Source organism: Pseudomonas sp. SDO5591_S426, from assembly GCF_054070755.1.
Map to the genome: position 1 here is coordinate 1 of NZ_JBSVXD010000164.1, position 13032 is coordinate 13032.

At 59.4% G+C, this 13032-nt stretch carries 10 protein-coding genes and 1 tRNA gene; 8 read left to right on the forward strand and 3 right to left on the reverse strand.

Annotation, left to right across the window (positions count from 1 at the left end; all coding sequences use genetic code 11):
- Nucleotides 1–58 precede the first annotated feature (58 nt).
- The 3 genes from ACW9JC_RS23845 to ACW9JC_RS23855 all read right to left on the reverse strand — a co-directional run bounded on the left by ACW9JC_RS23845 (nt 59) and on the right by ACW9JC_RS23855 (nt 2905).
- Entirely contained in the window at nt 59–1618 is a 1560-nt protein-coding gene (locus tag ACW9JC_RS23845) for an ABC transporter permease (protein WP_457458015.1), read from the reverse strand.
- Complete coding sequence (locus ACW9JC_RS23850; protein ID WP_457458017.1) at nt 1618–2628, reverse strand: extracellular solute-binding protein; 1011 nt, start codon at nt 2626–2628, stop codon at nt 1618–1620. The genes ACW9JC_RS23845 and ACW9JC_RS23850 overlap by 1 nt, the downstream gene beginning before the upstream one ends.
- Before the next feature lie 190 nt (nt 2629–2818).
- Nucleotides 2819–2905 (reverse strand) — tRNA-Leu (locus ACW9JC_RS23855).
- A 224-nt stretch (nt 2906–3129) separates the two neighbouring features.
- Here ACW9JC_RS23855 and rnr point away from each other — a divergent pair.
- The 8 genes from rnr to ACW9JC_RS23895 all read left to right on the forward strand — a co-directional run bounded on the left by rnr (nt 3130) and on the right by ACW9JC_RS23895 (nt 12928).
- Nucleotides 3130–5766: a ribonuclease R gene (gene rnr / locus ACW9JC_RS23860; protein ID WP_457458019.1), complete on the forward strand. Its 2637-nt coding sequence runs from the start codon at nt 3130–3132 to the stop codon at nt 5764–5766.
- Nucleotides 5763–6530 (forward strand): 23S rRNA (guanosine(2251)-2'-O)-methyltransferase RlmB, encoded by a 768-nt coding sequence (gene rlmB, locus ACW9JC_RS23865; RefSeq protein WP_007995003.1) that lies wholly within the window; start codon nt 5763–5765, stop codon nt 6528–6530. Before rnr ends, rlmB begins: the two co-directional genes overlap by 4 nt.
- Nucleotides 6531–6814: 284 nt before the next feature.
- On the forward strand, nt 6815–7237 hold the full coding sequence (rpsF, locus tag ACW9JC_RS23870) for a 30S ribosomal protein S6 (protein WP_008048087.1): 423 nt from the start codon (nt 6815–6817) through the stop codon (nt 7235–7237).
- A gap of 28 nt (nt 7238–7265) precedes the next feature.
- Nucleotides 7266–7496 (forward strand): 30S ribosomal protein S18, encoded by a 231-nt coding sequence (rpsR, locus tag ACW9JC_RS23875; RefSeq protein ID WP_002551829.1) that lies wholly within the window; start codon nt 7266–7268, stop codon nt 7494–7496.
- Between the two features lie 36 nt (nt 7497–7532).
- The gene (locus ACW9JC_RS23880) at nt 7533–8426 is read left to right on the forward strand and encodes a hypothetical protein (protein ID WP_457458021.1); all 894 of its coding nucleotides are present in this window, start codon (nt 7533–7535) and stop codon (nt 8424–8426) included.
- A gap of 19 nt (nt 8427–8445) precedes the next feature.
- Nucleotides 8446–8892: a 50S ribosomal protein L9 gene (gene rplI, locus ACW9JC_RS23885; protein ID WP_007973276.1), complete on the forward strand. Its 447-nt coding sequence runs from the start codon at nt 8446–8448 to the stop codon at nt 8890–8892.
- A gap of 120 nt (nt 8893–9012) precedes the next feature.
- On the forward strand, nt 9013–10410 hold the full coding sequence (dnaB, locus tag ACW9JC_RS23890; RefSeq protein ID WP_338584435.1) for a replicative DNA helicase: 1398 nt from the start codon (nt 9013–9015) through the stop codon (nt 10408–10410).
- A gap of 214 nt (nt 10411–10624) precedes the next feature.
- A complete protein-coding gene (locus ACW9JC_RS23895) occupies nt 10625–12928 on the forward strand; it encodes a YgiQ family radical SAM protein (RefSeq protein WP_338584436.1) in 2304 nt (767 codons plus the stop codon).
- The last annotated feature ends 104 nt before the right edge of the window (nt 12929–13032 follow it).

Here is a 13032-nt window from a genome sequence, read left to right on the forward strand (position 1 = left end):
TACAGGGGAATGTGCGTTTCTCTGTAGGAGCTGCCGACGGCTGCGATCTTTTGCGTTGTCAGCGGCTCAAATACATCCGCGTCGTCAGCAGATAGACCGGCAACCCCGACACTAATATCAACAGCGCCGCATAAGGCGCCGCCGCCGCAAACTCCACATTCGCGGTATGCGCCCACACTTCTGTTGCCAATGTGTTGAGTCCGGTCGGACTCAGCAGCAGCGTCGCCGTCAGTTCCTTCATCGCATCCAGAAACACCAACGCAAACGCCGCACCCAACGCCGGGAAAATGATCGGCAGGGTTATCCGGCAAAACGCGGTGAACGACGAAGCCCCCAGCGTTCGTGCGGCTTCCTCCAGTTGCGGCGCAGCCTTGTTCAGTGCCGTACGAATCGGCGCCTGAGCCAGCGGCAGAAACAGTAACGCATAAGCGATCAGCAGCAGTGCCGAGGTCTGGTACAGCGCGGGCACATAATGCAAAGCAAAATAGACGAGTGTCAGGGCAATCACCAGCCCCGGCAGGGCATGCAGCAGATAGGGCAGGCGTTCGGCCCAGATCGCCAGTTGGCCCTTGTAGCGCACCACTAACAATCCGACGGGCACCGCCAGAACAAGGCACAACGCCGCGCCACCCAGCGACAACGCCAGGGATGAAAGCAGCGCCTCACCGATGGCTGCCACCGGAAATGCCGCAGACGAACCCACGGCCAGCCAATACGCCAGCATCCCCAGTGGAATGCCGCTACCGATGATTGCCAGCAGCAGGCAGTAAAACTGCCCTGCGATGGCCCATGGTCCCAAGCGAACCTGCTCCGCCCGTCGCGCCGCGCCTTGGCCTGTGCGCACGTGGCGACCTTTGCCGCGAACGCGCAGTTCCAGCCACAGCAGCATCAGGCACAGCGCCAGTAGCACTGCCGAGAGCATCGCGGCGTTGGCGTTACTGAATTCCAGTTCGAACTGTTGATAGATTGCGGTGGTAAAGGTTTGCAGGCCGATGATCGACAGCGCGCCGAATTCCACCAGCATGTGCAGCGCGATCAGCAGTGAACCAGCGAGCAGCGATGGCCAGAGCAGGGGCAGGGTGACCTTGAAGAACACGCCCCAGCGATTTTGCCCCAGCGTGCGTGCGGACTCCTCCAAAGATGGATCGATATTTCGCAAGGTCGCTGCCACTGGCAGGAAAATCAGCGGGTACTTGGAGAGCGTCATCACCAAAATCGCCCCGCCGAGCCCTTCAAAATGAGCGCTCAACGAAACCCAAGTGAAGCTGCTGACAAACGCCGGTACAGCGAACGGCAGGCACAGGATCACGCCCCACAGGCGCCGCCCCGGCAGATTGCTGCGTTCCAGCAGCCACGCCAGCGACAGCCCGATCACGCCGCAGGCCAGCGTCACGCCGACCATCAGCGCCAGGGTATTGCGCAGCAAACCGAACACGTAAGGCCGCCAGAGCAAGTGCAGCGCCTCGGCCCAACCCGCTTGCCAGGCCTTGAGTCCGACATAGGCCAGCGGCAGCAAACTGAGTACGACCAGCAGCAGAACCGGCAGCAGCAGCCAGATCGATGGCCGCTTGCGCCGAGGCACGTAAGCGCCGGTCGGAACGGGTAGCGAAGCGCTCATCAGTTCAGGCCAACGTCACGTTCCAGGTCCAGGGCTTCTTCAGCGTTGCCAAGGTCGGCTGGCGTGACTTTCGGCGCTTCCAGCTCGCTGAATGGCTTGAGGCCGCGATCCGATTCCATGCCTTTATGCAGCGGGTATTCAGCGGTGGTCTGGGTGATCACGCGCTGACCTTCTTCGCTGGCCATGTAGGCGAGCAATTGCTGGGCTTCTTTTGGATGTTTGCTGGATTTCAGAACCGCTGCGCTGGAAACAGTGATCAGCCCGCCGACGTCGCCGCCGGTGAAGTAGTGCAGCTTCGAATCGAGCTGGCCCTTTTCACGCTGCAGGGCGAACCAGTAGTAGTTGTTCACCAGGACTGTCGCGACTTCGCCGTTTTCAACGGCTTTGAGTGCGACCATGTTGTTGCTGTAGGTCTTGCCGAAGGCGCGCAGGCCGGTCAGCCACTCTTCGGCCGCGTCCATGCCGTGTACCTTGATGATTGCGACGGCCTGTTCCTGGAAGGCGCCGCTGGTCGGTACGAAACCAACCTTGCCCTGCCATTTCGGGTCGGAGAACTCCATCACTGATTTCGGCAGGTCTTTTTCGTCGATCAGCTTGGGGTTGAACGCCACGACGCGCACCCGGGCGGTCACGCCGATCCAGGTACCATTGCCGGCCACGTATTCCTTGGGCAAAACTGCCAGGGTTTCGTCATCCGCCTTGGCCAGCAGGCCTTGCTCGCCGAGTTTGTTCAGGGGTGGGGATTCTTCGGTGTAGATCACGTCGGCGGGGGAGCGATCGCCTTCTTCGACGACCTGGCTGGCGAGCTGGTTGCTGCTGCCTTTGCGTACGTTGACGTGGATGCCGGTCTTGGCTTCGAAGGCTTTGGCGACAGCGTCGCCGACTTCTTTGTGTTGGCCGTTGTAGAGGGTCAGGGAAACTTGATCCGCTGCCTGGGTGAGGGGAGTGGCGAGTGCCAGGCCGAGCAGGGTGATGGTCAGGCCGCGGCGCAGGGTATTTCGAAACATCATTCGCAGGGTTCCTCACTGTCGCATTGCAAAAACTTGCAACAATGATAAACGATATTGTTTCTCAAATGCGCCTTGTGGCTTTGATCAGGGTTTGGTAGGAAACTGCCCTAAGGTTTCCAGGGGCCAGAAACGCAAAAACCCGCTTTCGCGGGTTTCTGTGAAATCCAAGGTCGTAACCTTGGATTTGAATTGGTGCCCAGAAGAAGACTCGAACTTCCACGACCTTGCGGTCACCAGCACCTGAAGCTGGCGTGTCTACCAATTTCACCATCTGGGCAGTATCGGCAACGTCTCCGTCGTCGATGGCGCGCACTATACGGAGCGTCTTTTTAACTGTAAACCCCCGGAGTCAAAAAAACCTGGAAAATTTCACCAGAGGTCTTCAAATCAGCTTTACGGTGTCGATACAGAGCTTTAGATGGGTCGTCTTAGCCTGAAATTTCCCGTTTCATTACGCCTATGCCAAACTAACCCGCATATAGACAAGGTGAAAACTCTCTAATGGCCGATTGGCAGTCCCTCGATCCCGAGGCCGCTCGTGAAGCGGAAAAATATGAAAACCCCATTCCTAGCCGCGAACTGATCCTTCAGCATCTTGCTGATCGGGGTTCGCCTGCTAACCGCGAGCAGCTGGTTGAAGAGTTTGGTCTGACCACAGAAGACCAGATCGAAGCCCTGCGCCGCCGTCTGCGCGCCATGGAGCGCGATGCTCAACTCATCTATACCCGTCGCGGCACTTATGCGCCGGTGGACAAGCTCGACCTGATCCTGGGTCGCATCAGCGGTCACCGTGACGGTTTCGGTTTCCTGGTGCCGGATGACGGCAGTGATGACCTGTTCATGAGCCCGGCGCAAATGCGTCTGGTGTTCGACGGTGACCGTGCCCTGGCCCGCGTTTCCGGTCTGGACCGTCGCGGTCGCCGCGAAGGCATGATCGTCGAAGTGGTGTCCCGTGCTCACGAAACCATCGTCGGTCGTTACTTCGAAGAGGGCGGTATCGGTTTCGTCGTTGCCGACAACCCGAAGATCCAGCAAGAAGTGTTGGTGACGCCGGGCCGTAATGCCAATGCGCAGATCGGTCAGTTCGTCGAAGTGAAGATCACCCACTGGCCGACGCCACGCTTCCAGCCGCAAGGCGACGTGGTTGAAGTCGTGGGTAACTACATGGCGCCGGGCATGGAAATCGATGTCGCCCTGCGCACCTACGACATTCCTCACGTCTGGCCTGATGCCGTACTGAAGGAAGCCGGCAAGCTCAAGCCGGAAGTCGAAGAGAAAGACAAAGAGAAGCGCATCGACCTGCGTCATCTGCCGTTCGTCACCATCGACGGTGAAGATGCCCGCGACTTCGATGACGCGGTCTACTGCGAGGCCCGTCCGGGCAAGCTGCGCCTGTTCTCCGGTGGCTGGAAGTTGTACGTGGCGATTGCCGACGTATCCAGCTACGTGAAACTCGGTTCGGCACTGGACGCCGAGGCGCAGGTTCGCGGCAACTCGGTGTATTTCCCCGAGCGCGTGATCCCGATGCTGCCTGAGCAGTTGTCCAACGGCCTGTGCTCGCTGAATCCGCAGGTTGATCGTCTGGCCATGGTTTGCGAGATGACCATCTCCAAATCCGGCGAAATGACCGACTACTGCTTCTACGAAGCGGTGATTCACTCCCACGCCCGCCTGACCTACAACAAGGTCAGCGCGATGCTGGAAACGCCGAAGGCTACCGAAGCGCGCAAACTGCGTGGCGAATACACCGACGTCGTGCCGCACCTCAAGCAGCTTTATGCGCTGTACAAGGTATTGCTGGCCGCCCGTCACGTGCGTGGCGCGATCGATTTCGAAACGCAGGAAACCCGGATCATCTTCGGTTCCGAGCGCAAGATCGCCGAAATCCGTCCAACCATACGCAACGATGCCCACAAGCTGATCGAGGAATGCATGCTGGCGGCCAACGTGGCCACCGCCGAATTCCTGAAAAAGCACGAAATCCCTGCGCTTTACCGCGTTCACGATGGTCCGCCACCGGAGCGTCTGGAAAAACTGCGCGCGTTCCTCGGCGAGCTCGGCCTGTCCCTGCACAAAGGCAAGGACGGTCCGTCGCCGAAGGATTACCAGGCATTGCTGGCCGGTATCAAGGATCGCCCGGATTTCCACCTGATCCAGACCGTCATGCTGCGTTCGTTGAGTCAGGCGGTGTACAGCGCTGATAACCAGGGCCACTTCGGCCTGAATTACGAGGCGTACACCCACTTCACTTCGCCGATCCGCCGCTACCCGGACTTGCTCACGCACCGGGCGATCCGCAGCGTGATTCATTCGAAGCAGGACACGCCGCACGTCCGTCGTGCCGGTGCGATGACCATTCCGAAAGCGCGCATCTATCCGTACGACGAAGCGGCGCTTGAGCAGCTCGGCGAGCAGTGCTCGATGAGCGAGCGCCGTGCCGACGAAGCGACCCGCGACGTGGTGAACTGGCTCAAGTGCGAGTTCATGAAGGATCGCGTGGGCGAGTCGTTCCCGGGCGTGATCGCCGCGGTGACTGGTTTTGGTCTGTTCGTCGAACTGACCGACATCTACGTCGAAGGCCTGGTGCACGTCACCGCGCTGCCGGGCGATTATTACCACTTCGATCCTGTACACCACCGCCTGGCCGGTGAGCGTACCGGTCGCAGCTTCCGCCTTGGCGACACTGTTGAAGTGCGGGTCATGCGCGTCGACCTCGACGAGCGCAAGATCGACTTCGAGATGGCCGAAACAACCATCAGCACGCCGATCGGTCGCAAGAAACGTGGCACTGAAACCGCAGCACCTGCCGCGTCCTCTAAAAAATCGGAAGCAGAGCCGGCCCCGGCGAAAACCGGTCGTCGTCCTGCCAAGGAAAAGGCTGTCGAGGCCTACCGCCCGAGCGATGCCGCAGCGAAAAACGCTGAAGTGCGCAAAAGTCGTGAAATGAAACAGGCGTTGCTCGCCGGTGCGAAAAGCGGCGGTAAAGCGGCGTCTGCGGGAAAGACCAGCCGGTCGGCGCCTGAAAAGGCTGTCGGCGGCAAACCTGCCAAACCGAGCAAACATCGTAAAGGTCCGCCAAAAGCGGGCTCGGCCCCAGCCAAAAGCGGCGGGGCGCGTAAACCTAAGGCCAAGCCATGAGTCAGTTGGAAAAGATCTATGGCGTACACGCTGTAGAAGCGTTGCTGCGTCACCACCCGAAACGCGTCAAGCAGATCTGGCTGGCCGAAGGCCGCAATGATCCCCGGGTCCAGACGCTGATTGAGCTGGCCAACGAAAACCGGGTCCAGGTCGGCCAGGCCGAGCGCCGTGAAATGGACGCCTGGGTTGAAGGCGTGCACCAGGGTGTGGTCGCGGACGTGAGTCCAAGCCAGGTTTGGGGCGAGGCGATGCTCGACGAGTTGCTGGATCGCACCGAAGGCGCACCGCTGTTGCTGGTGCTCGACGGTGTGACTGACCCGCATAACCTCGGTGCCTGCCTGCGTTCCGCCGATGCGGCGGGCGCACTGGCCGTGATCGTGCCAAAGGACAAGTCGGCAACGCTGACGCCGGTTGTACGAAAAATTGCCTGCGGTGCTGCGGAAGTGATTCCGCTGGTGGCCGTGACCAACCTGGCGCGCACCCTGGAGAAACTTCAGCAGCGCGGCTTGTGGGTGGTTGGTACGGCGGGTGAAGCTGAAGTCAGCCTGTACGACCAGGACCTGACCGGCCCGACCATCCTGATCATGGGTGCCGAAGGCAAAGGCATGCGTCGCCTGACCCGCGAGCATTGCGACTATCTGGTGAACCTGCCGATGGCTGGTAGCGTCAGCAGTCTCAACGTTTCGGTGGCGACGGGTGTTTGCCTGTTCGAAGCGCAGCGTCAGCGTAGCGTCAAAGCCAAGGCTGCTGCCAAGAAATCCTGAATCACGCAGGCTCCCGTAGGAGCTGCCGCAGGCTGCGATCTTTTGACTTTGATTTTTCAAGATCAAAAGATCGCAGCCTTCGGCAGCGCCTACAGGTGTTCGGCATATGGTGACTGTTCAAATATTCACCAATTACCTTGCGCCTCCCTCGCCCCTTCTCTACAATTGCGCCCCTTGCTGTGACGGCAGGCATTCATGTGCCTTACCCACGCAAGTCCATAAGTGTCATTCACTCCTTGTCTGACCGCTTTTGAGCGGCAGGCTACAACCCGTAAGGAGCATTCATGCGTCATTACGAAATCATCTTTTTGGTCCACCCGGATCAAAGCGAGCAAGTCGGCGGCATGGTTGAGCGTTACACCAAGCTGATCGAAGAAGACGGCGGCAAAATCCACCGTCTGGAAGATTGGGGCCGTCGTCAACTGGCCTACGCAATCAACAATGTTCACAAGGCTCACTACGTGATGCTGAACGTTGAGTGCACTGGCAAGGCCCTGGCCGAGCTGGAAGACAACTTCCGCTACAACGATGCAGTGATCCGTAACCTGGTCATCCGTCGCGACGAAGCCGTTACCGGCCAGTCCGAGATGCTCAAGGCTGAAGAAAACCGCAGTGAGCGCCGTGAGCGTCGCGACCGTCCTGAGCACGAAGGCGCTGAAAGCGCTGATAGTGATGACAGCGACAACAGCGATAACGCTGACGAGTAATCCACGGACCTTTTAAGGAGCCTATCAAATGGCACGTTTCTTCCGTCGTCGTAAATTCTGCCGCTTCACCGCTGAAGACGTGAAAGAGATCGATTACAAAGATCTCAACACTCTGAAAGCCTACGTATCCGAGACCGGCAAAATTGTTCCAAGCCGCATCACCGGTACCAAAGCTCGTTATCAGCGTCAGCTGGCCACCGCTATCAAGCGCGCCCGCTTCCTGGCCCTGCTGGCCTACACCGACAGCCACGGCCGCTGAGACCGGGCAGTCGACACGTAGCAAAGGATTGAATGTATGCGTGCCTTAGCTGAGTTCATCATGCGGGGCCGTATGCAGGCCACTCTGGTAGTGGCTGGATGTGCGGCATTGCCGTTGTTGTATTGGTTGGGTGCTGCCGCCGGATGCCTTGTGCTCCTGCGGCGCGGATTGAAGGACGCCCTGGGCGTTCTTGCTCTGGGACTGCTGCCGGCGTTGATCTGGTGGCTTTACTCCGACGACCCACGGGCACTTCTGGTGCTGCTGGGGTCTGCGAGCCTTGCGTTGGTTTTGCGCGCAAGCGAGTCCTGGAACCGCGTGCTGCTGGTCAGCATAGCGATGGGAGTGGTGTTTTCAGTGGTGCTGGGGACGGTTTTTGGTCCCCAGATCGAGATGCTGGCGCAGGCCTTGATAAAGGTGATGCCGTCGCTACTCGGTGAGGTCTACCAACAAATGTCGGTAGACGAGCAAGCGCGTTTCGCGTCCCTGATTGCACCGATCCTGACCGGCCTGATTGCGGCCTTGTTGCAGATCGTCAGTGTGCTGAGCCTGATTGTCGGGCGCTACTGGCAGGCGTTGTTGTACAACCCAGGCGGTTTTGGTCGCGAGTTTCGCGCCATCCGAATCCCGCTGGGTCCCGCGTTGCTGCTGCTGGCGGGCATGGTTGTGACACCGAATTTCGGTGCCCAGATGTCCATGCTCGTACCGTTGTGCAGCGTACCGCTGGTTTTCGCCGGGCTGGCCCTGATTCACGGGCTAGTGGCGCAAAAGCGACTGGGCAGATTCTGGCTGGTGGGGTTGTACGTGACGCTGTTGCTGTTCATGCAGCTGATCTATCCGTTGCTGGTGGTCTTGGCCATCGTCGACAGCCTGATTGATTTTCGCGGTCGTCTGGTGCCGAAAGACACCGATAACGCGAACGGTGAAGGTTAAAAGTTAAGAGGATTTTCACATGCAACTGATCCTTCTGGAAAAAGTCACCAACCTGGGCAACCTGGGTGACAAAGTGAACGTTAAGGCTGGTTACGGTCGTAACTACCTGCTGCCTTACGGCAAAGCTACCGCTGCGACCCCAGCCAACCTGGCTGCGTTCGAAGAGCGTCGCGCTGAGCTGGAAAAAGCTGCAGCAGACCGTAAAGCATCGGCTGAAAGCCGTGCCGCCCAACTGGCTGAGCTGGAAGTGACTATCACTGCCACCGCTGGTGACGAAGGCAAGCTGTTCGGTTCGATCGGTACTCACGACATCGCTGACGCACTGACCGCCTCCGGCGTTGAAGTGCAGAAGAGCGAAGTTCGTCTGCCGAACGGCACCATCCGCAACGTAGGCGAATTCGACGTAGCCGTGCACCTGCACGCCGAAGTTGAAGCCACCGTACGCGTTGTCGTGGTAGCAGCTTAAGCAGCACTTGTCGGCTGGCACCCTCGGGTGCTTGCCGGTAACATCGGGCACGATCCTGTTTACAGGTCGTGCCCTTTGTCTTTCTGGCATCCCCGTTTTTACATCTGATTCCAAGTGGCCATGAACGAAATCTCCGCTCCTGAGCAATACGACCTGCAAACCGCCGCGCTGAAGGTGCCGCCGCATTCCATCGAAGCCGAACAGGCTGTACTCGGTGGTCTGATGCTGGACAACAACGCCTGGGAACGCGTGCTCGACCAAGTCTCCGACGGCGATTTCTACCGACATGACCACCGTCTGATTTTCCGTGCGATCGCCAAACTGGCCGATCACAACTCCCCGATTGACGTCGTGACCCTTGCCGAGCAACTGGACAAGGAAGGACAGACGTCGCAGGTGGGTGGCCTCGGTTACCTTGGTGAGCTGGCGAAAAACACACCGTCCGTCGCCAACATCAAGGCTTATGCACAGATCGTCCGTCAGCGCGCGACGTTGCGCCAACTGATCGGCATCAGCACCGAGATCGCCGACAGCGCCTTCAACCCGGAAGGTCGCACCGCCGAGGAGATCCTCGACGAAGCGGAACGCCAGATCTTCGCGATTGCCGAGGCCCGGCCGAAAACCGGTGGCCCGGTGGGTGTGAACGATTTGCTGACCAAGGCCATCGATCGCATCGACACGCTGTTCAACACTGACAACGCCATTACCGGCTTGTCCACTGGTTACACCGACCTTGATGAAAAGACCAGCGGCCTGCAGCCGGCTGACTTGATCATCGTCGCCGGTCGTCCGTCGATGGGTAAAACCACCTTCGCGATGAACCTCGTGGAAAACGCCGTACTGCGCAGCGACAAGGCTGTTCTGGTGTATTCCCTCGAGATGCCAGGCGAATCGCTGATCATGCGTATGCTGTCGTCCCTCGGTCGGATCGACCAGACCAAGGTGCGTTCCGGTCAGTTGGAAGATGACGACTGGCCGCGCCTGACCTCGGCGGTGAACCTGCTCAATGACCGCAAACTGTTCATCGACGACACCGCCGGTATCAGCCCGTCGGAAATGAGAGCGCGTACCCGGCGTCTGGCGCGTGAGCACGGTGAGATCGGCCTGATCATGATCGACTACCTTCAGTTGATGCAGATTCCAGGTTCCGGCGGCGACAACCGAACCAACGAGATTTCTGAAATCTCGCGTTCCTTGAAAGCCTTGGCCAAGGAGTTCAACTGCCCGGTGGTGGCGCTGTCCCAGCTCAACCGCTCCCTCGAGCAGCGGCCGAACAAACGGCCGATCAACTCCGACCTCCGGGAATCCGGAGCGATCGAGCAGGACGCCGACGTGATCATGTTCGTTTACCGCGACGAGGTGTATCACCCGGAAACCGAGCACAAGGGCATTGCCGAAATCATCATCGGCAAGCAGCGGAACGGGCCGATCGGCTTTATCCGCCTGGCGTTCATCGGCAAGTACACCCGCTTCGAGAACCTGGCGCCGGGTAGCTACAACTTTGATGATGACGAGTAATTTGTAGCGTCTGAAAGGGCCTCATCGCGGGCAAGCCCGCTCCCACAGGGTTCTGTGGTACCAAAATAGCAGGTACACCATAAATCACTGTGGGAGCTGGCTTGCCAGCGATAGGGTCGCCACCAATTTCCGACCACAGCCGTCGGAATTGGTCAAAATTTGTGCTATATTCCGCGCCCGCGAAATTCAATGAAAGCCAACACCGGTTATCGACATGCAAGCAGCCAAGCCGTTATTTGACTATCCAAAGTACTGGGCCGAATGTTTCGGGCCAGCGCCATTCCTGCCGATGAGCAGGGAGGAGATGGATCAGCTCGGCTGGGATTCCTGCGACATCATCATCGTCACCGGTGATGCGTACGTCGATCACCCGTCGTTCGGCATGGCGATCATCGGCCGGCTGCTGGAGTCCCAGGGCTTCCGCGTCGGGATCATTGCCCAGCCGAACTGGCAGTCCAAAGACGATTTCATGAAGCTCGGCGAGCCGAACCTGTTCTTCGGTGTCGCGGCCGGCAATATGGACTCGATGATCAACCGCTACACCGCCGACAAGAAAATCCGTTCCGACGACGCCTACACGCCGGGTGGCATGGCCGGTAAGCGTCCGGACCGCGCAAGCCTGGTCTACAGCCAGCGCTGCAAGGAAGCTTACAACCACGTGCCAATCGTGCTGGGTGGCATCGAAGCGTCCCTGCGCCGCATTGCCCACTACGATTACTGGCAGGACCGGGTGCGTAACTCGATCCTGATCGACGCCTGCGCCGACATTCTGCTCTACGGCAACGCCGAACGAGCGATCGTCGAAGTCGCCCAGCGTCTGTCCTACGGTCACAAGATCGAAGACATCACTGACGTGCGCGGCACCGCGTTCATCCGTCGTGATACGCCAAAAGACTGGTACGAAGTCGACTCCACGCGCATCGACCGTCCGGGCAAGATCGACAAGATCATCAACCCGTACGTCAACACCCAGGACACCCAGGCCTGCGCCATCGAGCAGGAAAAAGGTCCGGTTGAAGATCCGCAGGAAGCCAAGGTCGTACAGATCCTGGCCAGCCCGAAGATGACCCGCGACAAGACCGTGATTCGCCTGCCGTCGGTTGAGAAAGTCCGTGGCGACGCCGTTCTCTACGCTCACGCCAACCGCGTGCTGCACCTGGAAACCAACCCGGGCAACGCCCGCGCCTTGGTCCAGAAGCACGGCGAAGTCGATGTCTGGTTCAACCCGCCACCGATTCCGATGACTACTGAAGAAATGGACTACGTGTTCGGCATGCCATACGCGCGCATTCCGCACCCGGCGTACGGCAAGGAGAAGATCCCGGCCTACGACATGATCCGTTTCTCGGTGAACATCATGCGTGGCTGCTTTGGCGGCTGCACCTTCTGCTCGATCACCGAGCACGAAGGCCGGATCATCCAGAACCGTTCCCATGAATCGATCATTCGCGAAATCGAAGAGATTCGCGACAAGGTCCCGGGCTTTACTGGCGTGATCTCCGACCTCGGCGGCCCGACCGCGAACATGTACCGCATCGCGTGCAAGAGCCCGGAAATCGAATCCGCGTGCCGCAAGCCGTCGTGCGTGTTCCCCGGCATCTGCCCGAACCTGAACACCGACCACTCGGCGCTGATCCAGTTGTACCGCAGCGCCCGTGAGTTGCCAGGTGTGAAGAAGATCCTGATCGCTTCCGGCCTGCGTTATGACCTCGCGGTCGAGTCGCCGGAGTACGTAAAAGAGCTGGTGACCCACCACGTCGGTGGTTACCTGAAGATCGCCCCGGAACATACCGAGGAAGGTCCGCTCAACCAGATGATGAAACCGGGCATCGGCAGCTATGACAAGTTCAAGCGCATGTTCGAGAAGTACTCCAAGGAAGCGGGCAAAGAGCAGTACCTGATTCCGTACTTCATCGCCGCCCACCCGGGCACCACCGATGAAGACATGATGAACCTGGCGCTGTGGCTCAAGGGCAACGGTTTCCGTGCCGACCAGGTGCAGGCGTTCTACCCGTCGCCGATGGCCACCGCCACCGCGATGTACCACTCGGGCAAGAACCCGCTGCGCAAGGTCACTTACAAGTCTGACGCGGTCACCATCGTCAAGAGCGAAGAGCAGCGTCGTCTGCACAAGGCGTTCTTGCGTTATCACGACCCGAAAGGCTGGCCGATGCTGCGTGAAGCGCTGACCCGCATGGGCCGCGCCGATCTGATCGGGCCGGGCAAGAACCAGTTGATCCCGCTGCACCAGCCGTCCACCGACAGCTACCAGAGCGCCCGTCGCAAGAACTCGACGCCGGCCGGCAGCCACAAGGTTGCGGGGGAAAAGACCACCAAGATCCTGACCCAGCACACCGGTCTGCCACCACGCGCCAGCGATGGCGGCAACCCGTGGGACAAGCGTGAACAAGCCAAGGCTGCGGCGTTCGCCCGCAACCAGCAGGCGGCCAAGGAGCGCAAGGATGCGGCCAAGGGCAAGGGGCCGAAGCCGACCCGTAAGCCTGTCGTGCCGCGCTAAATCTCGCTTGAGTTGAATAGAACGCCAACCTTCGGGTTGGCGTTTTGCATTCTGGGCCAAAATCAAAAGATCGCAGCCTTCGGCAGCTCCTACAGGTGTACGCC